We start from the raw sequence: 23,354 nt of genomic DNA on the forward strand, positions 1-23,354 counted from the left end.
CTGATTTTTTGGTTATTGGTTTTCAAAATTACGACATCTACGGCAATTAATCATTTTTTGTGGCTAATTTGCATCTCATTAAATTCAACCCCTTTATGGAATTCGAGCCGATAGTAGTAAAAGAAGAATGGGAGATGATTCTCGATTTTTTCGAAAACTCTTTTGGCAAGCGTCCCACTGAAATGGAACCGATCTTGTTGATGATCGGGGTACAGGAATTAGGTCAAGGTCACGCGCATTTTACCAAAGAACAAAAACAAGATCTCCTGCACATTGCCACCTGTAAAGTATTGAGCTATAGCGATTTTTACCGGTTGGACGGCTTAGATGAAGAAGGTTGGCCACATTGGGAAAATGTACAAGGAATTCCATCGCTGCCTTTGAAAGAGCAAGAAATCCTATTAAAAGCACACATCATTCATTATTTCAAAACCGAGGTATTCCCGAATGAAAATAATTAGTTATAACGTAAACGGCATTCGTGCCGCGATAACAAAAGGTTTCGTTTCTTGGCTTCAAGAAGAAAATCCAGATATTGTCTGCATTCAAGAATTGAAGGCGGAAGTAGAACAAGTAGACTTGAGCGAAATTTTCGCTTTGGGCTATGAGGTTTATTGGCATTCTGCTCAGAAAAAAGGCTATTCAGGTGTAGCAATCTTTAGTAAGATTAGACCAAATAACGTGTCAGTGGGTTGTGGTATCGATAAATACGACTCCGAGGGTCGCGTATTGCGCGCGGATTATGACGGATTTTCCGTGATGAGCGTTTATATGCCATCCGGCTCCAGCGGTGATGAAAGACAAGCCTTCAAAATGGACTGGTTAGGCGATTTTCAAAACTACATTAACGCCCTCAAAATTGAATTTCCGAATTTAGTCATTGCCGGCGATTACAATATTTGCCACAAAGCCATCGACATTCATAACCCGAAAGGCAACGCAAACAGTTCTGGTTTCTTGCCGGAAGAACGCGAATGGATGGATGGATTCGTGAGCCGCGGGTTTGTGGACTCCTTTAGAGCAATCAATGCAGAACCTCACCACTATAGCTGGTGGTCCTACCGCGCGGGAGCTCGTGGCAAAAACTTGGGCTGGCGAATTGATTATCAGATGGTATCTGAGGCTTTGGCAGAAAAAATCCAACACGCCTCTATCCTACCGGATGTGAAACATTCCGATCATTGCCCCATCGTTTTAATTCTTAATAGCTAATAATATGCACTTCGAAAAACACGTATTTATCTGCGCTAACGACAAAGATGCCCCTAAAAAATGTTGCGGTTCTAGTCACGGAATGGAATTAGTAGACGCTTTCCGCGCGAGCTATGCAGCCCAAGGTGGAACGGCTAAAATCCGCGTCCAGAAATCAGGATGCCTTGATTTCTGTGGAAAAGGACCTACGATGGTCGTGTATCCAGAAGGCGTTTTCTACGGCAATGTGCAGGTGGAAGATGTGGCAGAGATCACAAAATCGCATTTAATCGAAGACGAAATTGTGACTCGCCTCCAAATTCAATAAATTACGCCATGATTTACCGCTTATATCCCACGCTTTTAAATTCCTTTAACCTCTATGTGAGCCAATCCCGTGATGGAAATGGCAAAATCATCGTGGATGAAATCGAGCTAATCGATCGCATCAACCGCGTGCGTAAACCTACGACAAATGCGCAGCAAAAAGGGATTGATTTTGAACGAGCGGTAACTTTGGGTGAAAACGAAGAGGCATTTGCGGAGGGAATCATCGATCAAGCGCGTGAGTTATTGCCCGCCAAATACAAGACCCAGTTTTACGTAGAATCGCGCTACAAGAACGCGCAGATCTACGGATATATTGATGGCGTAGGTGATTCGGTGGCTTTTGACCTAAAAAGTACGGCCTATTACGAGCCAAATCGCTTTTTGACTAACCACCAAAACCTGTATTTATTAGGTCTACAGAAATACGGTATTGAGCGCCTAGACTACGTTATTACGGACTTCAAACAGGTGTATGTGGAATCTTACGATGTAAAAAATATCGATTTCAGTTTCCAATACGACCAGATCGAAAAGTTCATTTTGTTCTTAGAGGATAACAAGAAATTCATTCGAGATAAGAAGATTTTTGACCGTAAATCGAGCGATAATCAATTATCGATTTTCGAGTAAGCTCCTCAATTCATCCAAATGCTTGATTTCATGCGGCAAATCCGTTTCTGCCGAAAAAGGATTATAATGAATCGCTGGAATTCCCGCATTCAATGCTCCCCGGACATCAGCCTCCACGTGATCGCCAATCATCAGCGCCTCTCCAGGCTGAATACCTGCGCGTTCTAAAGCATATTCATAAAATAACGGATTCGGTTTCTTCGTCCCCACCTGCTGAGAGGTAATAATCTCTTGAAAAAAGGAGCGCATCCCCGCGCCTTCAATCTTCACGTATTGAATATCGTCAAAACCATTTGTCAGAATGTACAAGGGAAAATGGGCTGCTAAGTCTTGAATGACTTCAAAGGCACCTGGCATCAAATTCGTCTTTCGCGGTGCACGTTCGAGGTATTTATCGCCAAACTCTTCTGCAGGACCTTTGACGCCCAACTCTTGAAAAAAGCGCACAAAGCGCGTCTCCCTTAGTTCCGCCTGCGATATTTCGCCTGCCGCGTATTGGTCCCATAAACCATTATTGATTTTTTCAAAGCTGGCCCAGTAGCTTAAGGGCTCAATCGAAAGGCCGTATTCCGCGGCTAAATCAAGTAAAACTTCTTTTGCATTTAAGTCATGATCCCACAGCGTGTGATCCCAATCAAAAAAAAGTGCTTTCGGGCTAAAATTCATGTAACAAAGGTAATAATAACTTACCTTTGCTCTAGCCCATTTTAAAATATCCTATGGAACATCAATTACAACTAAAGAGACCTCTCGCATTTTTCGATTTAGAGACGACGGGGATACAGATTAACCGCGATCGCATTGTGGAAATTTCCATTGCCAAAGCGAATCTAGACGGAACCGTGGAGGTAAAAACGCGCCGCGTGAATCCAGGTATCCCAATTCCTTTAGAAGCTTCTTTAGTACATGGGATCTACGATGAAGATGTGAAAGACGAACCTACCTTTCGAATGGTAGCTCGCTCGCTTTCCACTTTTTTAGATGGTTGCGATCTTGCGGGCTTTAACTCCAACCGTTTCGATGTACCTATGCTGGTAGAGGAAATGCTACGCGCTGAGGTAGATTTCGATATGAAAAACAGAAAATTAGTGGATGCACAACGCATTTTCCATTTAATGGAGCCCCGTAATTTAACCGCTGCCTATCAGTTTTACTGCGGCAAAGAATTAATCGGAGCACACGGAGCTGAGGCAGATGTGTTAGCTACTTTAGAAGTATTAAATGCGCAGGTGAAACACTATGCGAACAAGGCGATTAAGGATGCGGATGGCAAGGAAGTTTTCCCTATTCAAAACGATATGGACAAGTTGCACGAACTAAGTGCCTCGAATTCAATTGACTACGCGAATAGAATGGCCTACAATAAAGACCGAGTGGCTTGCTTTAATTTTGGCAAACACATTGGTAGACCTGTGCTCGACGTATTGAAGTCTGACCCGTCTTATTACGACTGGATGATGAAGGGTGATTTTCCGATGGATACCAAGCGCAAACTGACCGAAATAAAATTGCAAGGTTTTCAGCGTTAAGGCATTTTTGATGTCGAGGCTATCAGATATTTTCGTATTTTTGCCTCGCATAAATGCATTTTTTGGACAGGCTTTTGCCTGAAGCCTTTGTTATTATTTAAGACTATGCAATCAATACCAGAAATTATCCGTACGATTCCATTAACCCATTACATTATGCTGAGCTCAGCTTTGTTTTGCATTGGTATTTTGGGCGTATTAACACGTAGAAATGCGATCATCGTTTTTATGGCGATCGAATTAATGCTAAATGCTGTTAACTTATTGTTAGCCGCCTTTTCTTCCTACTATTCTGACCCAGCAGGTCAAATTTTCGTATTCTTCATTATGGCCGTGGCCGCAGCAGAAGTGGCTGTTGGTTTAGCCATTATTGTGATGATTTACCGAAATATTCAAAGCATCGATATCGGTGTTCTTAACAAATTGAAAAACTAATTAAGCGCCTTATTCCGCCCAATTAATATGTCTTTACTATTCCTCATTCCACTATTACCCTTATTAGGCTTTGCTATTAATGGTTTAGCGTACCCGAAATTACCGAAGCAAATCGCGGGCATCATTGGAACTATTCCTCCCTTGGTTGCCTTCGCTTTATCACTTCAGTTGTTCTTGAATTTCGACGGTCAGGCACAAATTCTTCCCATCGCGGATTGGATTAAGGTAGGTTCTCTCGAGATTCCATTTGCTTTCCAAATCGATCAGTTGTCCATCTTAATGCTCCTTGTCATCACGGGAGTGGGCACCTTGATTCACGTGTATTCAATTGGGTATATGTCCCACGATGCTGGTTTTGGTAAGTTTTTTGCCTTCTTGAACCTGTTCGTGTTCTTTATGTTAATCCTCGTTTTAGGGGCTAACTTTACGGTTTTATTCATCGGATGGGAAGGCGTAGGTTTGTGTTCGTACTTGTTGATCGGGTTTTGGAACCAAAAGAATTCTTACGGTGACGCAGCGCGTAAGGCCTTTATTATGAACCGTATAGGTGATTTAGGTTTCTTAGTAGGGATCTTTTTATTGATCCAGGATTTCGGAACAACCGACTACCAAACGATTTTCACTGCTATTCAAAGTGGCGATTATACGACTGATTTAAGCATCATCGCTTTCTGTTTATTCATCGGTGCTATGGGTAAATCAGCTCAAATTCCTTTGTTTACTTGGCTTCCAGATGCGATGGCGGGTCCTACGCCGGTTTCGGCTTTGATTCACGCGGCGACTATGGTGACGGCGGGTATTTATATGGTGATTCGTGCGAATGCCTTGTTTGAGTTAAGCCCAGAAGTATTGCATTTTGTAGGTTGGATTGGTTTAGCAACGGCCTTGTTAGGCGCAGCGATTGGTCTTTTCCAAAACGATATCAAAAAAGTCCTTGCTTATTCTACGGTATCCCAGTTAGGGTACATGTTTATGGGCTTAGGCGCTTCAGCGTACACGGCGTCGTTCTTCCACGTGATGACACATGCGTTCTTTAAGGCCCTTCTTTTCTTAGGCGCTGGTTCTGTGATTCACGCGATGTCAGACGAACAAGATATTCGCCGTATGGGCGGGTTGAAATCGAAGATGCCTATCACGTTCATTACGTTTATGTTAGGAACGATTGCTATTGCGGGTATTCCTCCATTCGCCGGTTTCTTCTCTAAAGATGAAATATTAGCGAGCCTTTACCACCACGACCCTATTATGTGGGGCTTAGCGATTTTGGGTTCTGCTTTGACTTCCTTCTACATGTTCCGCGTATTCATTTTGACTTTCTATGGAGAGTTCAGAGGAACGGAAAAACAAGCGCATCATTTACACGAATCGCCTATCACGATGACATTACCGTTGATTATATTAGCGGTATTCTCTGTGGGTGGAGGTTTGATCAACCTACCTCACTTCGCAGGTGGAAATGAATTCTTAGCGCATTGGTTAGCGCCATTGTTGCCAGAATCCGGTGAAGCTGGAGAAGTTAATTTCTTGAGTTTAGAAGGTGGCGCACCACTATTAGCGGCATTCTTGCCAGCCTTCTTAGCGATCTACGTTTTTGGGATGCAGAAATCAGTACCATCTGAAGACACGGAGATTTCAGGCATCCAAAAGGTCATATACCACAAATTCTACATCGATGAATTATACGATATGCTATTTGTGAAGCCTATCGCGTTCTTATCGAACTTCTTCTTCCAAGTGATCGACTTCTTAGTGATCGACTTGTTCGTAGAGGGCTTAGGTCGTTTTGTAAAATATGCTTCGAGCGAGTTCCGCAGAGCTCAAACAGGAAACGTAGGCATCTACCTATTCTGCATGGTCGCGGCCATCGTTGTCATCTTATTTGTTAGTTTAAAAAGTACGATCCTTCCATAATCCGATCGCCACATAGCTATGTATCTACTATTTATACTTTTATTTCCGCTTTTGATTGGGTCAGCTTTGTTGATCTTCAAGCCAAAGAACGCGTTCGCTATTTCCCTAGCGGCATCCATTATTGAATTAGCGGCAACAGCCTTTGTATTAAAAGAAGCCAGCCTTAACCCAGTTTCCTTTTCTGCACCTTGGGTAGCGGAAGCAGGTTTATCTTTCTCTCTATATGTGGATGGAATCAGCGGCGTTTTAATCGGTCTATGTGCCTTATTAGTTCCTTTCATTATAGCGACCACAGCGAATACAGATCGCGCGAACAACTCCCAATACCAGGGTTTGATGTTAGCGATGCAAACGGCTTTAATGGGAGCGTTCTTAGCGAAAGATGCGTTCTTGTTTTACTTCTTTTTTGAAGCGTCCTTATTACCCATCTATTTCTTAGCAGCGATTTATGGCGGCGAAAACAAGAATGCGATAACGTTTAAGTTCTTTGTATACACCTTGTTTGGGTCTTTATTCTTCTTAATCGCCTTAGTGTACGTGTATTTACAAACACCGGGCGAGTTTCACTCAGCAGATATCGAGGTTTTATACCAAACTGCGAAAGGCTTAAGCGCTGATCAACAAGGATATTTATTTGCGGCTTTCTTCTTGGCATTTGCCATTAAGATGCCTGTTTTCCCATTCCACACGTGGCAACCGGATACCTATACCGTAGCTCCTGCACAAGGAACAATGTTACTTTCGGGTATTATGTTGAAGATGGGTACATACGGCGTGATTCGATTCGTATTACCTATGTTCCCATTAGGCGTAGCGACTTGGGGTTTAACAGCTTCTATACTTTCAGTGATTGGAGTTATTTATGGTTCCATTATTGCCATTCAACAAAAAGATGCAAAACGCTTATTAGCCTATTCTTCTTTCGCTCACGTAGGCCTGATGTCTGCTGGTATATTATCAGGAAGCATCGAAGGTATTCAAGGTGCCTTGTACCAAATGTTATCGCACGGAATCAACATCATTGGTTTATTCTTCGTGATTGAAATCATTGAGCGTAGAACAAAATCGAGAGAGATCGCACAATTAGGAGGTATCACCCAATTCTCGTATCCTTTGACGGTCACTTTTGTGATCTTGAGTTTAGGTTCAGTGGCTTTACCATTAACGAATGGTTTCATCGGGGAGTTCTTGTTATTGAAAAGTGTATTCGACCAAAATCTAGTTCTAGGCATCATCGCTGGGATCACCATCATCTTAGGTGCGGTATATACGTTGCGTTTGATTCAGAAATCGATGTTCGGAAATGTGTCACGTATCACGGCTGATTTTGCAGACTTAACGTTTGCAGAGAAAGCGGTGTTAATTCCATTGAGCGCCTTTGTTATTGTAGGCGGAATTTTCCCATCAACAGTTTTAGGTTTTAGTGAGCCAGCGGTTCAGCAATTAATCCAATGGTTCAAATAAAATAGTATTAAAAAGCATTATGACGGCTATCATTGCATTATCACTTCTAGGTATTTTAAATTTATTCTTGGGCTTTTGGCTTTCCAGAAAAACGATTCAAGCAGCAACGCTTTTGTTCTTAACAGGCAGTATGGTATTGACTGCTTTGGACTGGAATCATGAAATTTTGTGGTATGGACACATGTTCCACACCACGAATACGTCGATCAGCTTCAGTTTAATTATTCAATTAGCGGCCTTTATGGTGGTTAGTTTTTCGAAAGGCTTTGGCATCGACGAAGAGCATACCCATCCCGCAGAGTACTATGCGATTCTATTATTCTCTGTGGTAGGAGCCATCTTAATGGTTTCGTTCGATCACTTGATCATGTTCTTTGTGGGCTTAGAAATTTTATCCGTTGCCATGTATGTGTTGACGGGTTCAGATAAGCGTAATTTACGTTCGAACGAGGCAGCCTTGAAATACTTCCTAATGGGTTCTTTCGCTACCGGCATCTTGCTCTTCGGGATCACCTTAGTATACGGTGCAACGCGTTCTTTCTATCTAGCAAACATTGCGGTAGCCATCGCAAATACTCCGCCAGAATCTACTCCTGTGTTTTTATCAATCGGAGTATTATTGATTTTAGTCGGATTCTTATTTAAGATTTCAGCAGCGCCTTTCCACTTCTGGACTCCAGATGTGTACGAGGGAGCACCTACCATCTTCACGATGTTTATGTCGACGGTAGTAAAAGCAGCTAGTTTTGCGGCCTTGTTCCAATTGCTTTCTGGGCCATTCGGAACGATGTACGGTACCTGGGTATACCCCATTTACTACATCAGCATGCTGACTCTTTTAGTCGGAAATATCACAGCGGTCTACCAACAATCAGTGAAACGCATGCTGGCTTACTCGAGTATTTCGCACGCCGGTTATATGTTATTAACGGTTAGTGCAAATCAAACAACTACGCCATCTACTATTCTCTATTATTCATTATCCTATACCTTGGCTACCATTGTAGCGTTCGGTGTCGTGATGTTAGTAGCAGAATACCAAACAGGTCGCACAGAGAAACCAGAGAACTTCAGTTCGTTCGAGGGTCTAGCGAAACAAAATCCAGGTTTGGCTTTCTGCTTTACGATTGCGATGTTGTCCCTAGCGGGAATTCCGTTAACGGCTGGTTTTTGGGGTAAATTCTTCGTATTCTCTGACATCTTTACTAGACATGTCTACTATCCGGTTATTCTAGCCATTATCATGTCTGCAATCGGGGTTTATTACTACTTCAAAGGAATCATTGCAATCTACTTTAAAGAGGGAGATATCGAGCGTATCGAATTACCCGGTTTAGTGAAGTTTGCGATGTGGGCGTGTACTCTAGGCACTTTATTAGTAGGCGTTTACCCAAGCATCGTTAAAAACCTCTTTTAATTCTAGCCTTTGAGCGACAAGAAAGCAGCCCTCTTTAATCAGAAAGACTTATTCGCCTACTTCGTGGTGGCTGGATTAGGGGCTTGCGTTCAATTATTGGCTGGAGGATTAATTAAGGATTGGTTCCGCGTTTCTTATGAAGATTCGATTCTTCCTGCTTATTTCATTGCGCTGGTTGTCGGTTTTTTCCTGACTAAATTATTCGCCTTTAATGCCCGCCAAAGTAAGCAAACCAGACGCGAAATGTTTAAGTATGTCTTAGTGGCCAGCTTTTCAGGAGTCATCACGTGGTTATTCAGTACCATCCCCTATGAATTTATCCACAATCGCCATCCTGATATCTTTTTTCACATTCCTTACTCAGTAAAAAAGATAAATATCACACAAATAGGCACGACAATTCACGGGATGGGATATAGCTTTATCTCGAACTATATTCTTCACAAGACTTTTACCTTTAAGTCCAGCGGGTTTTATGATCGCTTCAAGGTCCTGTTAAAATAGGACTAATCTAATTTAGCCTAATTCACCTAGTCTAATTCTTAAGAAGTCTTAAGCCAAATATGAGCCATAAAGACACATTTTTCCAAAAAACACCCTATTACTTAAAAAAATCTTAAAAATTTATTTGCATTTATTTGTACTTATAAAATATTGCCGTAGATTTGTAGCTCAAACCTTAAACAAAATAAGAAATGAAAAAAGTATTCGCTTTAGCTTTCGTTGCTGCAATGGTAACTTTAGCATCTTGTGGTGAGAAAAAAACTGAAGGAACTGCTGATTCAACTGCAACTGCTGTTGATTCTGCTGCTGCTGCTCCAGCTGATTCAGCTTCTGCTGATTCTGCAACTGCTGCTCCTGCTGATTCAGCTAAATAATTTTAGCCCAATCACTCTAAAAAAGTCCTTCGCATGCGGAGGACTTTTTTTATGCTTACATGCTGGATGAAGAATAAAAAGATTGATTCCTTTTATGATCACTTCCCTCCCAAAGTAGCGGAATACTGCTTTCAACTTTGGCATGATTATTCTTTTACTTTTATTGTCAGTAAATCGCGAGATTCTAAATTAGGGGACTACCGCTTCAGCCCAGCCAAGGGCCACCAGGTTACCGTTAATCATAACCTCAATCCGTACGCCTTTTTAGTGACCTACATACATGAAGTGGCACATCTAACCACTTACTTAGCCCATAAGAACAAAGTGCTCCCACACGGGCAAGAATGGAAGAACGAGTTCTATCAAATATTTGAGCCTATATTAGACGAGGAGCTATTGCCAGCTGAACTCGTACAGGTTTTGAGAGCGTATTTAAAAAATCCTGCAGCCTCCTCTACTGGTTACCAGCCACTTGTTGATATATTAAAATCATTTGATGCAGAACCTCCAGCTGGAACCCCAGTGCATGAATTAGCGGAGGGGACGGCCTTTCAACTAAAAAACCTTTCCTTTATCAAAGGGAAACTTCGCCGAACACGTTACATTTGCAAAGAAATAAATTCCGGAAGGAATTACTTAGTTGCAAAGAATGCGCACGTGTTTCCGATTGAAAATTCTTAAAATTTACTTACTTCTGCTGTGGACAGTCAGTTACACGCACGCTCAAAATTCGGTTTTATCCACCGGACGCTGGATAAAAGTAGGTATCACGCAATCAGGCATCTATCAAATCACCCCCACTTGGTTAGCTACCCTAGGCATAAAATCCACTTCATTAGGTGTTTATGGACACGAGATTGGGGAGTTACCGCAAGCTATTTCAACGGCTAGACCCACCGATTTACAGCCGATCCCCTTTCTTAAACAAGGCGATAATGTGGTGTTTTGGGCGGAAAAATTCACTCACCACTACAGTGACACTACTTTTTATTTCATCCGATTGGATGATCCGGCACCTAAGCCCATCACAGAATTTGCAACAAACTCCTTGGTGAACGCCACTGCGTTAGATTATGGCTTAAGCCGTTTTCACTATGAGCCTGAAACCTATAACCTATTACAATCAGGAAGGGAGTGGCTAGGGGATGGATTTTTTGGCACGGTTAATCGAAGTATTCAATATCCCTTGCCAGACTATAAAACCGGACTATCGAGCCTTTTGACAGGTAGACTAGCCTCCGCCTCCATCGCCCCAGGGACCTTTAGTTTTAGTATTCCAGGCAATACAGTCGCCCCCATCACATTTCCTACTACCACGGGAGGACGCTATGACCAAAAAGCTTATCTGCAAAATTTCTCTGCAACCGTATACCCTGAGATTAAAGACCAAACTTGGACTTGGAATCTTACGTATACAAATTCAACAGGTGCCGGCTACCTGGACTACCTAGATCTAGCGTACCCCAGAAAATTCAATGCGTTGAATGAGAATCCGCACTATTACCTACCTAATAAGACCGATTCCTCTTTCAGCCTGTCCATTCAAAGTCTCCAGGCAAAACACCAAGTTTGGTTAAAACAAATAGGAAAAAGCTGGCAAAGCCTACGCCTGCTGTCACTTAATAACGTCACGGTTGGCGCAGAGTTACTGATTTTTGACCCGGCGAAAGCCGTAAATCCCTCAACAATTGAATTAGTTTCCAATCAAAACATCCGCGCTGATCCCGCCATAGATTTGGTCCTAATTGCTAGCCCATCCATCCTGCCGGCAGCGAAACTGTTGGCGTCCTATAAAAATGCTAAGGGGATTTCCGCTAAAGCATATTCCACACAAGAAATCTTTCATGAGTTCTCCGCTGGAAAACAAGATGTAACGGCTATTCGCGATTTTATTCGCGGGAAGAACCCCCGATATGTTCTGCTTATGGGAGATGCCACGGTTGATTATAAAGGGATCAATAAGGTAGCCACAGCTAAGGAACGTATCAATTACGTCCCTAGTTATGAGAGTCGAGAATCACTAGAACCCTTACAAACCTACGTTACGGATGACTATTACGGACTCATACTTGATAATCAAGGAGAATGGCTGGAGGGCAATGAGGCTTCGAATGAACCATTAACTGTAGGAATCGGTCGCATTCCGGTTCGCTCATTAGAAGAAGCCCATACCCTTGTCAACAAACTCATTAGCTATGAAAGCCAACAGTGGAAACAACCCTTTCGTTTTTCCTGGCTAGCAGACGATGGAGACGCGAATATTCATGTTCAAGATGCAGAAGATTTTGCGAGTTTAATTCCGGGAGCATTTCAAATCAACAAAACCTACCTAGATCAATTTCCACAAGAACTAACTAACGGATTTTATTCCTCTGCTAGTGGAAAAAAAGCTAGCTTGGCCTTATTTAACCAGGAAGCTGATTTTATTCATTTCTTAGGTCATGGCTCGGAATCCGCTTGGACAGATGAAAAAATCATTACAAACAATGAATTGCAAACACTCAAAAATAGTCGACACTTACCCTTATTGTTGACGGCCACCTGCCAGTTTGGTCGATTTGATGACCCGAATCAACTTTCCGGCGCGGAGGTCAGCCTGTTGTCGAATCAAGGTGGGGCCATTGGACTTATTTCGACCACGAGACCGGTATTCCAGAGCAGTAATTATTTGTTTGGTCAGGCATTTTATAGACAATTAACTAAACATTTAAATAATAAAGACTACCGCTTAGGTGATTTGTTCAAAGATGCTAAGAATGAAAGTCAATCCGGTGTCATCAACCGAAATATCACCCTGCTAGGCGATCCAACCTTAGCGCTACCCTGGAATCAACAAACACTGACCATTCGACTAGACACCTTAGCTTCTGGAATTATTCAAGGACAAACGACACCCAGTATTGATGGAGAAATTCAGCTGTATTATTATGGCAAAAACAGGCCGGCACAGACTTTGGGAACCAAAACCGATAAATTCAGCTACCTGATACCAGGCTCAATAGAGGGGATCAGTGCCGCCACCGTTCAAAAAGGAAAATTTAGACTAGCTAATCTACCTGCCGCACAGCTGAAATGGCGGGCTACCTCCCAGGATGGCACGGTATATGGCGGAGGAATGAGTAGTCAAGTAAAGGAAAGCGCGGAACCCAAAGAAACAAATGCCCCCCTGCTAGAAGCAAAATTGGTTAATGAAGCTGACACAAAAGCCTGCTCCCCCAATCCCCTGCTTTTCATTCGCCTATCAGATGCCAGCTCTCTGCGGTTTGTAGGACCTAAGGGAGAGGTGGCTTATTTTACAGTGAATGACACTTTGCAAATTCCAGTTGCCAGCTTATTTAGCCCTACATTAAATTCCAGCCAAGAGGGTTCGATTACGTATCCATTTGAATCACTTGCTCCTGGAAATTATAAAATATCACTTACTTGTTTTGACATACATACGAATCAGGGGAATTTAACGTTTGAGTTTACGGTTTCTGCTTCCGCTAAAGGTAATCGTGAACTTCAAATTTATCCTAACCCGATGACCGAACGAAGTTCATTCTCTTTTTTACAAGAGAAACGCTGGACGAGCTACTACTACAAACTAAAAATTTATAGTATCTTAGGGAAACAAATCGTAGAAAGAAAAGGGACGGTTCCAGGAAGCGACGCTGCGTACCAAAATTTCTCGATTGATTGGAGCGCTGAGGAGAAAAACCAATTAGATTTTATCAACTACTACCAACTAGAACTGACCTACGATACTGGCGCTCCATTCGCCAGCTTTAGCGGCAGGATTGGACATATTAAATAGCCCATGAAACAATTACTAGCCCTACTAATGATCACAATCGGATTTTCCGTGAGTGCACAAACAACCCTCGTTTCTGGCCAAATCAATGCTGGCAGAATTCCTACACCTACCCTCTTATTTTTAAACGTTGCACCAGATGCTCGCTCTGCGGCGATGGGCGATGCAGGAGTTGCCTTGTCGGTAGATGCGAATGCGATTCACTGGAATACCGCAAAATTAGCCACCACAGACAAAAAAATGGGCTTCTCTATGTCTTACACACCTTGGTTGCGCAATCTTGTAAACGATATGGCGCTCTACAATGTGGCAGGATATACAGTCTCGAAGAAGAATTTGGTTTTTGGATTCTCGGTTGATTATTTTGATCAAGGGATGTTCCAAGCAACTTTAGATAATGGAACGAGTGCGGGCAATTTCAATTCAAAAGAATTCGCCTTAGGCATTTCCCATGCTAGAAAATTATCCCCTGCATTATCATTAGGGATGAACTTAAAATATATCAATTCTAATTTATTAGGTAACTATCAAGGCAGCGGCGGATTAGGCAATGCCTTAAAGCCGGCAGAAACGGTAGCTGCAGATATTTCCGTGTTTTATTCGAAACCTACTATGGCTCCCTGGAAATATAGCTATGGATTAACGCTATCCAACATATCAGGTAAAGTAACGTATGGCGGAACGGAGAAAAACTTCATTCCTACCAATTTACGAATCGGTATGGCAGCAACACACGAAATAGATGATTTGAATAAATTAACATTTACGGTTGATTTAAATAAATTAATGGTTCCTACCCCACCGGCATACGAGAACGGCAAGATGATTGGAACGGATCCCGCAACAGTTTCGGCTATCGGCGGTATATTTGGGTCACTAGGAGATGCACCGGATGGGATTAGTGAAGAGATGAAAGAGGTAACTACTTCTGTGGGCGCCGAATATTTATTCAATAATGCCTTTGCTTTGAGAGCGGGTTATTTTCACGAAAGTGAGATGAAAGGAAATCGGAAATACTTTACTTTTGGTTTAGGATTTAAGATGGACCAAAAATATGGCTTAGACTTCGCCTACCTCGTTCCGAGTGGCCAAGGAAGTCCCTTAGCCAACACCTTACGTTTAACGCTCATTGCGGGCATAAATCAGCCTGTCAACTAATATGTTAGATCGTAGTATTGCCCCACCTGCCTATCCTGTAGAGAAAATTTCATTCCCCACTCCACGCCAAATTACGCTAAATAATGGCATCGAAGTTTGGATCATCTCTGCGGGAGAACAAGACGTTTTCAAGTTTGAGCTGAGTACAAAAGCCGGGACCATTCATAGTCCTTTGGCGGGATTAGCCGGAATGACTGCTTCATTAATGAAGCGTGGAACTATCTCTAGATCAGCGCAGGAGATTCATCAATCGTTTGACTTTTTTGGAGCCTTTTGGGATATTAAAGCGAGCCAAGATACTGGTTCTTTCACCGTTTACGGTCTAAATAAACACTTTAAATCGCTTATTCCGTTAGTGGCAGAGATTTTGCAAGAAGCTAATTTTCCCATCGAAGAAGTAGAGAAAGAGTTGGAGATTGAACGCCAGAAAACAAAGTTAAAATGGGAAAGAACTTCTTTTGCAGCTTATCAACAATTCTGCGCACAGCTGTATCCAAATGATCCCTATGGCAGAACTATTAGAGCTGACGATTTTGACAAATTAGATCAGCAGAAAATTGTTTCGCAATTTCAACATACGTGGAAATCACAAAAACCCATCATTTTTCTTTCCGGCAAAATTAGCGATGAGCAAATTGCCTTTTTAGATCAGACGCTTGGTCAACTAACATTCCCTGGCCAAGAAATGATTATTGCTCCCATCCAAATCGCCACAAAAGCACAACAATTCAGAGAAGAAAAAGAGGGTGCTGTGCAAAGCTCCATTCGATTTGGATTACATTCTATTACGCGTAATCACCCAGATTACTTCCGTTATAGCGTGATGAATACGGTCTTGGGTGGCTACTTCGGTTCTAGATTGCAAAAAAATATCCGAGAGGATAAAGGGTTTACCTATGGCATTTCCTCCATTGTATCACCAAGCCCACGTGGAGGTTATTGGCTAGTAGGAACTGATGTGAACGGGGAAAATGTCGATGCAACTTTGGCAGAAATCAAAAAAGAAATTACTATCCTCCAAAACGACCTAATACCTCTAGAGGAACTAGAAACTGTCAAAAGTTATTTGATGGGGAGTTTTAACGGAGAAATTACGGATGCCTTTGATATCGCCGCAAAAGTCCGCGTGATTCAGCTAAATGGACTAGCACCTGATTTTTATGATCAATTCCAGGACCAGGTACTAAAAATCCAGGCCCAGGATATTAGAGACATGGCCGCTAAATACCTGAACCTGGATTTGATGCACGAGGTGATCGTGGGGTAAGAATTAGAACGTAGCTAACACTCTAAATTCATTCACACGGCTCGCTAAATCAGCTTCCGTGATTTCGAATAAACGCTCTGTACCGAATTTCTCTACACAGAAAGAAGCCATCGCAGATCCGTGAACGATCGCGCGACGCATGTTTTCAAACGAAATATCGTCCGTCTTGGCTAGGTAACCGATAAATCCTCCTACGAACGTATCACCCGCGCCAGTCGGATCGAAAACATCCTCCAATGGAAGTGCAGGGCAATAGAACATGCGATCTCCTTGGAATAACAAGGCACCGTGCTCCCCTTTCTTAATAATCAAGGTCTTAGGTCCCATCGCCATAATCAGCTTAGCAGCGGTGCGAAGTGAATATTGCTCAGATAATTGACGCGCTTCTTCATCATTGATGCAAAGTACATCCACCATCGTCAACACGCGCTTCAAATCGTCCATCGCCACATCCATCCAGAAGTTCATGGTGTCCATTACGACTAACTTTGGACGTTTGTTCAAACCTTGAATCGCCTCAATTTGTACTTGGGGCGTCAAGTTTCCTAACATCAAATAATCACAATCTTGGTAAGACGCTGGGATCTCCGGCTTGAAATCAGCTAACACGTTCAATTCCGTCACTAAAGTGTCACGCGAATTCATGTTGTTGTGGTATTTACCTGCCCAAAAGAACGACTTCTCCCCTTTCTTGATTTGTAAACCGTCCAAATTGATGCCGCGAGACGTCAAGGTGTCCATGTATTCTTGTGGAAAATCATCTCCCACTACGGCTACCACGTTTACCTTTGGCAAAAAGAAAGCCGCAGATAAGGCAATGTATGTACAAGATCCACCGATGATTTTATCGGTCTTTCCATAGGGAGTTTCAAGGGCATCGAACGCAACGGTTCCAATAGATAATAAGCTCATAATAAATGTATTAACCTACTTTAGGACAACGACTAAAGGGTTGATTTGGATTGAAAAATGTACGGTATGTAATAAATGTTTTATCATTTGTGGCTCCTAATTGGGAGACAAAGCGAAGCATTTTAGGATTAAAGTCACCCACCCAGTTCATGTCCATGGTGGAATACGGATAGAAAGGATTCGTGCGAGCGACTTCGCGGAATCGTAAGGCGATAGCAGATTCGACCCCTTTGCCTTGGTGATCCGGAGTTACCCCAAAAATCACCCCACACGTACGGGTCAAGGTTCCTTTTAATTTCAACAACAGGAATTTAATCATGCCCCACCAATTCAATTTTCCATTTAGGTGTTTTACGATTTGGTTCAAATCGGGAATCACAATGAAGAACGCCACCGGCGTTCCGTCCGTCGTGTAGGCAAACCACAGTAATTGCTCATCGATGATAGGCTTCATGGTTTTTACAAGTTTTTGGGCTGATTCCGAACTCATCTCCTTTACACCAGGGAATTTCGCCCAAGCGGCATTGAAAATGAAACGAAAATCTTCAGCATATTTCGAGAGATTACTCTTCTCGATGTGTTGGAAAACGTAGTCTGGATTGTCAAAAATGCGTTGTGCTTTTTCTTCGATTCCCTGCGTCACATTCGCTCCAGCAATGGGCGAGACGAACACATATTGCTGAAAATAGTCTTGAAAACCATAGTTTTCGAAGAATTGAATATAATAAGGCTTCGTCCAAGGCATCTTGTAAGTGGGCTCAAACTCCCAACCTTTGACCATCAAACCCCAGAAACTATCGCGCTCCCCAAAATTAATCGGGCCATCCATCCCCTCCATTCCACGCTCCGCTAGCCAATTTTGACATGCCTCAAATAGCATAAACGCTGCTTTCTCGTCTTCGACACACTCAAAGAAACCCATTCCACCTACGGGAACTTCGCCCTCTTTCGTGTTTCGCTCATAAAAGGCGGCTACGCGACCGATGGCCTCTCCCGATTCCGAAAACAAAATCCAACGGATCGCCTCCCCTTGCTTGAAATGAGGATTCTTACGCGGATCGAACACCGATGAAATATCGTTATCTAAGGGACGAATCCAATTAGGATCGCTGGCATAGAGCTGAACCGGGAATTCCAAAAAGGTCTTTTTTAGTCGAGCGTCGTCTCCTACTTCTCTCAAAAACATGCGAATAACGTTAGAATGCGAAAAAACATACAAAGGTAATGAATTGCGTTTGGGTTTGGTGAATTAAAAGAATCCAATTAATTTTAATTCCTTATTATCCCCATTCGATCAGAAACGATCCGCTTACCATGCAGCCCTTAAAAATATACAATACCCTGAGTCGTGAAAAAGAACTTTTCACCCCGATACACGAAAATCATGTCGGACTTTATGTCTGCGGACCCACGGTATATAATTATGTTCACTTGGGGAATCTACGTACGTTTACGTCTTTTGACATCCTAAATCGCTATTTATTGCATATCGGCTACAAGGTGCGATATGTACGAAACATCACGGACGTAGGTCACTTAGTAGGTGACGGAGATGAGGGTGAAGATAAGATTGGGAAGATGGCCAAATTGGAAAAATTAGAGCCAATGGAAATCGTGCATCGCTTTACCCAAGATTTCCACCAAGTATTAGAAAAATTCAATGTCTTGCCTCCTAGCATCGAGCCTACGGCGACAGGACATATTGTGGAGCAAATAGAAACCACCAAGTCTTTAATTGAAAAAGGATTAGCCTATGAATCAAATGGTTCCGTCTATTTTGATATTGAGACCTATAATAAAAACGGCGGCAACTATGGCCATCTGTCTGGCCGCGTGATTGAAGACTTATTAACTGAAACACGTGACTTAGACGGTGTGGGTGAGAAGCGCAGTCCATTGGATTTTGCACTTTGGAAAAAAGCCGCACCGGAACATATCATGCGCTGGCCATCTCCTTGGGGAGAGGGTTTCCCAGGCTGGCACTTAGAGTGTACTTGCATGAGCCACAAATACTTAGGCGACACATTTGATATTCACGGCGGAGGAATGGATTTGAAATTCCCTCACCACGAATGTGAAATTGCACAGGCAAAAGGAGCTTATGATCGAGCTCCGGTACGCTACTGGATGCACACGAATATGTTAACGGTGAATGGCCAAAAAATGAGTAAATCCCTAGGAAACTCGTTTCTGCCGGCGGAGTTAATTGCCGGAAATCATCCGCTATTAGATCAGGCTTACAGCCCCATGACGGTGCGCTTCTTTATGTTGCAGTCACAATACCGTAGTACGTTGGACTTCTCCAACGATGCACTTAAAGCGGCCCAAAAAGGATACAAGAAGATCGCTAATGGATTGCGCATCATTAAAAAGTTAGCTTATCCTTCGGATATCAAAGCGAACCCAGATGCCGCTCAGGAAAAGGAGATTAATGACGCCATTCAAGGTTGTTACGACGGAATGAATGATGACTTGAATACGGCGGTCGCGATAGCACACTTGTTTACCTTGTTGAAGAAAATCAATTCGCTTTACACGGGGGGATTAGCCTTTGAATCCATTTCTGCTGAAACATTTTCGAATTTACAACGTTCATATATCAGCATTTTAGAGGACGTTCTTGGGATAATTGAAGAGGTCCCTGCTGAAATGAATGGTTTGACAGAGGAACTTCTTCAGCTGTATAAGGGTTTCAAGGAAAGTAGACAATATGACAAAGTGGACGAAATCCGTGGCGCCTTCAAATCAGCCGGATTATTGATTAAAGACATGAAAAACTCCATCGACTGGGGTTACGAAGAATAAGATTATGCTAAGAGATTTAACACCTACGGTAAAAAAGCTACTAATAGTCAATATTGTACTCTTTTTTGTATCAGCGTTTATTCCAAAGGATTTATTCGCATTGCATTTTATTCAATCGCCTAAATTCCACTATTTCCAGTTTATTACTTACATGTTTTTACATGGAAGCTTAATGCATTTGTTTTTCAATATGTTTGGGCTTTATATGTTTGGATCGATACTAGAGCGACTTTGGGGTGGCCCTCGTTTTTTGTTCTTTTTTATATTCTGTGGAATTGGAGGCGGAATCTTACATGAAGTTATTCTGTATTTTCACGATTTTAAAGCTATTAGAGACGCTTTAGAGGGGGTTATTTCAAACCCTAATTCCGAGTATTTGAAGAAATTTTTTGAAGACTTTAGTGGTGGAGCAGAAACTAACTTAGTGAATAATAACGTTACAGGCGCTATCGAGGTATATAAGAGCAAAATTTCCGCAGACGAATATACTATGGTTGGGGCATCAGGTGGTGTAGTAGGAGCTTTAATGGCTTATGCCTATATATTCCCTAATACAGAGATGTTTATTTTCCCCATTCCTATCCCATTGAAAGCCAAATACCTGGTGATGGTCCTTGCATTTTATGAACTATATGCAGGCAAAACTGCGATAGCAGGGGATAACGTGGCGCATTTTGCTCACTTAGGGGGAATGCTATTTGCAGTTATTTTATTGTTGATTTGGAGACAAAGACGCGACTTCTTCTATTGAAATGCGAAGTATTTCGACCGATATAAAAAACATCATTCAGCAGCCAGGACAAGGCTTGCTAAAAATCATTATAGCCAATGGGGTTATTTTTATACCAGTAATGATTGCTCAAGTAGGCCTAGAGATTGCTGGTAGATCGAATTTATTCAAAGCTGGCATTGCCCAAGTTTCGTTACCGTCCTCATTAAGCCTACTCATTCAAAGACCTTGGAGCCTGATTACTAATTTTTTCATACATTTCGACGTTTTCCACTTGGTTTTTAATATGCTCTTCCTCTATTTTTTTGGCACTATTATCCAGGATTTTATTGGAAACAGGCGACTGGTAAAACTCTATTTTTATGGTGCATTAGCAGGGTCCGCTGCCTTTCTATTAGTGATGAATACGGTGAGTTTTTTCATTTCCAAAGGACCTACATTTCTAAACGGAGCATCCGCAGGTGTATTTGCCGTCGTGGTAGCTGCAGCAACTATACGACCGAACTACCAAGTTCATTTGTTGTTATTGGGACCAGTTCGCATCAAATATATTTCAGCATTTTATATCCTTTGGTCTTTCATTGAAACGACTGGGTCGAATGCGGGTGGGAACATTGCACATTTAGGTGGAGCGATTTTAGGATTTATTATTGCCAAAAACTTTTTAGCGGCCTACCGCCCACAAGCCATTTTTGAAATAAAAATAAAAGAGTTTGCGCAGGCTGTACACCAAAAAGTCCAACCTAGAAAAGAACCAGAAACCGTACCGGAGGAGGAACTGAATGCGATTTTGGACAAAATATCACAATCTGGTTACGACAGTTTATCAGACTACGAACAAAAAAGATTATTCAAAGCGAGTCAAAAAAATGACTAAGGCTTAAAAACATTTTTACCTTTGTAAGGTTAATCTTTCACTATACATCATCAAACGCGTCTATGCAATTTGAAGCCGGTCCTTTACTTAGCCAAATCAACACTCCGGAGGATTTGCGTAAGTTACCGAAATCAGACTTACCTCAAGTTTGTGACGAATTGCGGCAATTTATTATTGATAACGTATCGGTGAATGGGGGCCATTTTGGTGCCTCTTTGGGCGTAACCGAGTTAACGGTTGCCTTGCATTATGTGTTTAATACACCTGATGACCAATTAGTCTGGGATGTAGGACACCAAGCGTACGGGCACAAAATCCTAACCGGACGTAGAGAAAATTTCCATACAAATCGCTTAATGGGCGGTATTTCGGGCTTTCCAAAACGTTCCGAAAGCCCCTTTGACACCTTTGGCGTAGGGCACTCCTCTACTTCCATCTCAGCAGCGCTGGGGATGGCCGTAGCATCCGGTTACAAAAAAGAAACACATAGACAACACATCGCGGTAATCGGCGATGGCTCGATGACGGCGGGAATGGCTTTCGAAGCCATGAACCACGCAGGCGATATCCCGAATAACATGTTGATTATCCTGAACGATAACTGCATGGCGATCGACCCGAATGTAGGTGCCTTAAAAGAATACTTAACAGATATCACTACTTCGCACACCTACAACAAGGTGAAAGACGACGTGTGGAATCTGTTAGGCAAGATGTCCAAGTTCGGCAAAACGGCCCAAGAGATCGTTTCTAAGATCGAGAATGGGCTGAAAGCGACCTTATTAAAGCAAAGCAACCTGTTTGAATCCTTGAATTTGCGGTATTTTGGCCCTATCGACGGCCACGATATCGATAATTTAACAACGGTTTTAAACGACTTAAAAGATATTCCTGGCCCTAAAATTTTGCATTGCATTACGACTAAAGGCAAAGGATATTCGCTAGCCGAAAAAGATCAAACCTTGTGGCACGCTCCAGGCAAATTCGATAAGACGACCGGAGAAATACACAAAAAGACCTATGATGATCCTCAGCCCCCTAAATACCAGGAGGTTTTTGGCCATACCTTACTAGAATTAGCCGAGAAAAATCCGAAAATCATGGGCATCACCCCAGCGATGCCGTCAGGATCCTCTTTGAATATTATGATGCGGGCGATGCCTGATCGCGCTTTTGACGTAGGAATCGCGGAACAACATGCGGTCACTTTCTCTGCGGGATTAGCGACACAGGGCTTAACCGTTTTCTGTAATATCTATAGTTCGTTCATGCAACGCGGTTACGACCAAGTCGTACACGATGTCTGCTTGCAAAAATTACCCGTCATTTTCTGTTTAGACCGCGCTGGTTTAGCGGGAGCTGATGGCCCTACCCACCATGGATTATTAGATTTAGCTTTCATGCGCTGTGTGCCAAACATGATTGTGTCAGCTCCTCGCAACGAGCAAGAACTGCGTAATATCATGTACACCGCTTCTTTAGACTCTTTCAAAAACCACGAAAAAGCCATCACTATTCGCTATCCACGTGGTGAGGGCGTAATGCCAGCTTGGAGAACGGATTTTGAGGAAATCGAAATCGGGAAAGGGGTTCAATTGGTAGAGGGAGAAGAAATAGCCATTTTATCTATTGGACACATCGGAAATGAAGCAATAGCAGCTTGCGAAATGGCGCGTGAACAGGGACTGAAACCAGCCTTGTTCGATATGCGTTTTGTGAAGCCACTAGACGAGGAATTATTGCACCGCGTATTTACGCAATTCAAGAAGGTGATCACGGTAGAAGACGCAGCTATTCAGGGTGGATTTGGATCAGCGATCGCGGAATTTATGGTAGATCACAATTATACTTCACAACTTATTCGCCTCGGAATTGCAGATGAAATCGTCGAGCACGGCGAGCAAAAAGAATTGTATGCCCTATGTGGAATCGACGCAAACGGCATTTTAGCAAAAATCCAAGCGAACGTCTCCACGCAAACAGCGAAAAATAATCCGAAAGCACTTGTTTCTTAAAGTGTTAATAGT

General features: G+C 42.5%; 22 protein-coding genes. 19 read left to right on the forward strand and 3 right to left on the reverse strand.

What is annotated here, in order from left to right; genetic code table 11:
- Window positions 1-95 precede the first annotated feature (95 nt).
- From SKC37_RS05635 to SKC37_RS05650, 4 genes are read left to right on the forward strand one after another with little or no spacing between them, the layout of a single operon-like run.
- Window positions 96-461 (forward strand): hypothetical protein, encoded by a 366-nt coding sequence (locus SKC37_RS05635; protein ID WP_377980557.1) that lies wholly within the window; start codon window positions 96-98, stop codon window positions 459-461.
- Window positions 448-1,212 (forward strand): exodeoxyribonuclease III, encoded by a 765-nt coding sequence (locus SKC37_RS05640; RefSeq protein ID WP_377980558.1) that lies wholly within the window; start codon window positions 448-450, stop codon window positions 1,210-1,212. Before SKC37_RS05635 ends, SKC37_RS05640 begins: the two co-directional genes overlap by 14 nt.
- A gap of 4 nt (window positions 1,213-1,216) precedes the next feature.
- The gene (locus tag SKC37_RS05645; RefSeq protein ID WP_377978433.1) at window positions 1,217-1,519 is read left to right on the forward strand and encodes a (2Fe-2S) ferredoxin domain-containing protein; all 303 of its coding nucleotides are present in this window, start codon (window positions 1,217-1,219) and stop codon (window positions 1,517-1,519) included.
- An 8-nt stretch (window positions 1,520-1,527) separates the two neighbouring features.
- Entirely contained in the window at window positions 1,528-2,151 is a 624-nt protein-coding gene (locus SKC37_RS05650) for a hypothetical protein (protein ID WP_377980559.1), read from the forward strand.
- Here the strand turns inward: SKC37_RS05650 and SKC37_RS05655 are convergent.
- Complete coding sequence (locus SKC37_RS05655) at window positions 2,134-2,817, reverse strand: YjjG family noncanonical pyrimidine nucleotidase (protein WP_377980560.1); 684 nt, start codon at window positions 2,815-2,817, stop codon at window positions 2,134-2,136. The genes SKC37_RS05650 and SKC37_RS05655 overlap by 18 nt on opposite strands.
- A 53-nt stretch (window positions 2,818-2,870) precedes the next feature.
- Here SKC37_RS05655 and SKC37_RS05660 point away from each other — a divergent pair, with 53 nt between their 5' ends.
- The 11 genes from SKC37_RS05660 (at window position 2,871) to SKC37_RS05710 (ending at window position 16,003) form a co-directional block, all read left to right on the forward strand.
- Window positions 2,871-3,680 (forward strand): exonuclease domain-containing protein, encoded by an 810-nt coding sequence (locus SKC37_RS05660; protein WP_377978436.1) that lies wholly within the window; start codon window positions 2,871-2,873, stop codon window positions 3,678-3,680.
- A gap of 105 nt (window positions 3,681-3,785) precedes the next feature.
- Window positions 3,786-4,115, forward strand: coding sequence for an NADH-quinone oxidoreductase subunit NuoK (gene nuoK / locus SKC37_RS05665; protein WP_130895356.1), 330 nt, complete (start codon window positions 3,786-3,788; stop codon window positions 4,113-4,115).
- Window positions 4,116-4,142: 27 nt separating this feature from the next.
- On the forward strand, window positions 4,143-6,026 hold the full coding sequence (gene nuoL / locus SKC37_RS05670) for an NADH-quinone oxidoreductase subunit L (protein ID WP_377980561.1): 1,884 nt from the start codon (window positions 4,143-4,145) through the stop codon (window positions 6,024-6,026).
- Between the two features lie 18 nt (window positions 6,027-6,044).
- Window positions 6,045-7,490 carry a complex I subunit 4 family protein gene (locus SKC37_RS05675; RefSeq protein WP_377980562.1) on the forward strand — a complete coding sequence of 482 codons (1,446 nt, stop codon included), beginning with the start codon at window positions 6,045-6,047 and terminating at the stop codon, window positions 7,488-7,490.
- A 19-nt stretch (window positions 7,491-7,509) separates the two neighbouring features.
- The gene (locus SKC37_RS05680; protein ID WP_377980563.1) at window positions 7,510-8,907 is read left to right on the forward strand and encodes an NADH-quinone oxidoreductase subunit N; all 1,398 of its coding nucleotides are present in this window, start codon (window positions 7,510-7,512) and stop codon (window positions 8,905-8,907) included.
- 9 nt (window positions 8,908-8,916) lie between these two features.
- Window positions 8,917-9,411: a GtrA family protein gene (locus SKC37_RS05685; protein WP_377980564.1), complete on the forward strand. Its 495-nt coding sequence runs from the start codon at window positions 8,917-8,919 to the stop codon at window positions 9,409-9,411.
- A 191-nt stretch (window positions 9,412-9,602) separates the two neighbouring features.
- Entirely contained in the window at window positions 9,603-9,785 is a 183-nt protein-coding gene (locus SKC37_RS05690; protein WP_377980565.1) for a hypothetical protein, read from the forward strand.
- A gap of 66 nt (window positions 9,786-9,851) precedes the next feature.
- Entirely contained in the window at window positions 9,852-10,466 is a 615-nt protein-coding gene (locus tag SKC37_RS05695; protein WP_377980566.1) for a SprT-like domain-containing protein, read from the forward strand.
- On the forward strand, window positions 10,453-13,581 hold the full coding sequence (porU, locus tag SKC37_RS05700) for a type IX secretion system sortase PorU (RefSeq protein ID WP_377980567.1): 3,129 nt from the start codon (window positions 10,453-10,455) through the stop codon (window positions 13,579-13,581). Before SKC37_RS05695 ends, porU begins: the two co-directional genes overlap by 14 nt.
- Before the next feature lie 3 nt (window positions 13,582-13,584).
- Complete coding sequence (gene porV / locus SKC37_RS05705; protein ID WP_377980568.1) at window positions 13,585-14,736, forward strand: type IX secretion system outer membrane channel protein PorV; 1,152 nt, start codon at window positions 13,585-13,587, stop codon at window positions 14,734-14,736.
- Between the two features lies 1 nt (window position 14,737).
- A complete protein-coding gene (locus tag SKC37_RS05710) occupies window positions 14,738-16,003 on the forward strand; it encodes a M16 family metallopeptidase (protein ID WP_377980569.1) in 1,266 nt (421 codons plus the stop codon).
- Window positions 16,004-16,006: 3 nt separating this feature from the next.
- On the opposite strand, the gene SKC37_RS05715 is transcribed toward SKC37_RS05710, so the two are convergent.
- Window positions 16,007-16,915, reverse strand: a complete 909-nt coding sequence (locus SKC37_RS05715) for a PfkB family carbohydrate kinase (RefSeq protein ID WP_377980570.1) — start codon at window positions 16,913-16,915, stop codon at window positions 16,007-16,009.
- A 10-nt stretch (window positions 16,916-16,925) separates the two neighbouring features.
- On the reverse strand, window positions 16,926-18,101 hold the full coding sequence (locus SKC37_RS05720; protein WP_377980571.1) for a hypothetical protein: 1,176 nt from the start codon (window positions 18,099-18,101) through the stop codon (window positions 16,926-16,928).
- A gap of 128 nt (window positions 18,102-18,229) precedes the next feature.
- On the opposite strand from SKC37_RS05720, the gene cysS reads away from it, so the two are divergent.
- The 4 genes from cysS (at window position 18,230) to dxs (ending at window position 23,342) form a co-directional block, all read left to right on the forward strand.
- Window positions 18,230-19,720 (forward strand): cysteine--tRNA ligase, encoded by a 1,491-nt coding sequence (cysS, locus tag SKC37_RS05725; RefSeq protein ID WP_377980572.1) that lies wholly within the window; start codon window positions 18,230-18,232, stop codon window positions 19,718-19,720.
- Window positions 19,721-19,724: 4 nt separating this feature from the next.
- The gene (locus tag SKC37_RS05730; RefSeq protein WP_377980573.1) at window positions 19,725-20,471 is read left to right on the forward strand and encodes a rhomboid family intramembrane serine protease; all 747 of its coding nucleotides are present in this window, start codon (window positions 19,725-19,727) and stop codon (window positions 20,469-20,471) included.
- Between the two features lies 1 nt (window position 20,472).
- Window positions 20,473-21,327 (forward strand): rhomboid family intramembrane serine protease, encoded by an 855-nt coding sequence (locus SKC37_RS05735; RefSeq protein ID WP_377980574.1) that lies wholly within the window; start codon window positions 20,473-20,475, stop codon window positions 21,325-21,327.
- Between the two features lie 62 nt (window positions 21,328-21,389).
- The gene (gene dxs / locus SKC37_RS05740; RefSeq protein WP_377980575.1) at window positions 21,390-23,342 is read left to right on the forward strand and encodes a 1-deoxy-D-xylulose-5-phosphate synthase; all 1,953 of its coding nucleotides are present in this window, start codon (window positions 21,390-21,392) and stop codon (window positions 23,340-23,342) included.
- The last annotated feature ends 12 nt before the right edge of the window (window positions 23,343-23,354 follow it).

This window comes from Aquirufa esocilacus, from assembly GCF_042715595.1.
In the GTDB taxonomy this organism is placed as follows: domain Bacteria; phylum Bacteroidota; class Bacteroidia; order Cytophagales; family Spirosomataceae; genus Aquirufa; species Aquirufa esocilacus.

What these genes read in the sequence shown, in the direction of transcription:
- SKC37_RS05710 (WP_377980569.1), top strand. Translation starts at nt 14,738, where the DNA reads ATGTTAGATCGTAGTATTGCCCCACCTGCCTATCCTGTAGAGAAAATT.
- nuoL (WP_377980561.1), top strand. Translation starts at nt 4,143, where the DNA reads ATGTCTTTACTATTCCTCATTCCACTATTACCCTTATTAGGCTTTGCT.
- SKC37_RS05680 (WP_377980563.1), top strand. Translation starts at nt 7,510, where the DNA reads ATGACGGCTATCATTGCATTATCACTTCTAGGTATTTTAAATTTATTC.
- SKC37_RS05730 (WP_377980573.1), top strand. Translation starts at nt 19,725, where the DNA reads ATGCTAAGAGATTTAACACCTACGGTAAAAAAGCTACTAATAGTCAAT.
- SKC37_RS05640 (WP_377980558.1), top strand. Translation starts at nt 448, where the DNA reads ATGAAAATAATTAGTTATAACGTAAACGGCATTCGTGCCGCGATAACA.
- SKC37_RS05715 (WP_377980570.1), bottom strand. Translation starts at nt 16,915, where the DNA reads ATGAGCTTATTATCTATTGGAACCGTTGCGTTCGATGCCCTTGAAACT.
- SKC37_RS05655 (WP_377980560.1), bottom strand. Translation starts at nt 2,817, where the DNA reads ATGAATTTTAGCCCGAAAGCACTTTTTTTTGATTGGGATCACACGCTG.
- SKC37_RS05645 (WP_377978433.1), top strand. Translation starts at nt 1,217, where the DNA reads ATGCACTTCGAAAAACACGTATTTATCTGCGCTAACGACAAAGATGCC.
- SKC37_RS05635 (WP_377980557.1), top strand. Translation starts at nt 96, where the DNA reads ATGGAATTCGAGCCGATAGTAGTAAAAGAAGAATGGGAGATGATTCTC.
- SKC37_RS05660 (WP_377978436.1), top strand. Translation starts at nt 2,871, where the DNA reads ATGGAACATCAATTACAACTAAAGAGACCTCTCGCATTTTTCGATTTA.
- SKC37_RS05720 (WP_377980571.1), bottom strand. Translation starts at nt 18,101, where the DNA reads ATGTTTTTGAGAGAAGTAGGAGACGACGCTCGACTAAAAAAGACCTTT.
- dxs (WP_377980575.1), top strand. Translation starts at nt 21,390, where the DNA reads ATGCAATTTGAAGCCGGTCCTTTACTTAGCCAAATCAACACTCCGGAG.
- porV (WP_377980568.1), top strand. Translation starts at nt 13,585, where the DNA reads ATGAAACAATTACTAGCCCTACTAATGATCACAATCGGATTTTCCGTG.
- nuoK (WP_130895356.1), top strand. Translation starts at nt 3,786, where the DNA reads ATGCAATCAATACCAGAAATTATCCGTACGATTCCATTAACCCATTAC.
- SKC37_RS05735 (WP_377980574.1), top strand. Translation starts at nt 20,473, where the DNA reads ATGCGAAGTATTTCGACCGATATAAAAAACATCATTCAGCAGCCAGGA.
- SKC37_RS05690 (WP_377980565.1), top strand. Translation starts at nt 9,603, where the DNA reads ATGAAAAAAGTATTCGCTTTAGCTTTCGTTGCTGCAATGGTAACTTTA.
- SKC37_RS05675 (WP_377980562.1), top strand. Translation starts at nt 6,045, where the DNA reads ATGTATCTACTATTTATACTTTTATTTCCGCTTTTGATTGGGTCAGCT.
- cysS (WP_377980572.1), top strand. Translation starts at nt 18,230, where the DNA reads ATGCAGCCCTTAAAAATATACAATACCCTGAGTCGTGAAAAAGAACTT.
- SKC37_RS05650 (WP_377980559.1), top strand. Translation starts at nt 1,528, where the DNA reads ATGATTTACCGCTTATATCCCACGCTTTTAAATTCCTTTAACCTCTAT.
- SKC37_RS05695 (WP_377980566.1), top strand. Translation starts at nt 9,852, where the DNA reads ATGAAGAATAAAAAGATTGATTCCTTTTATGATCACTTCCCTCCCAAA.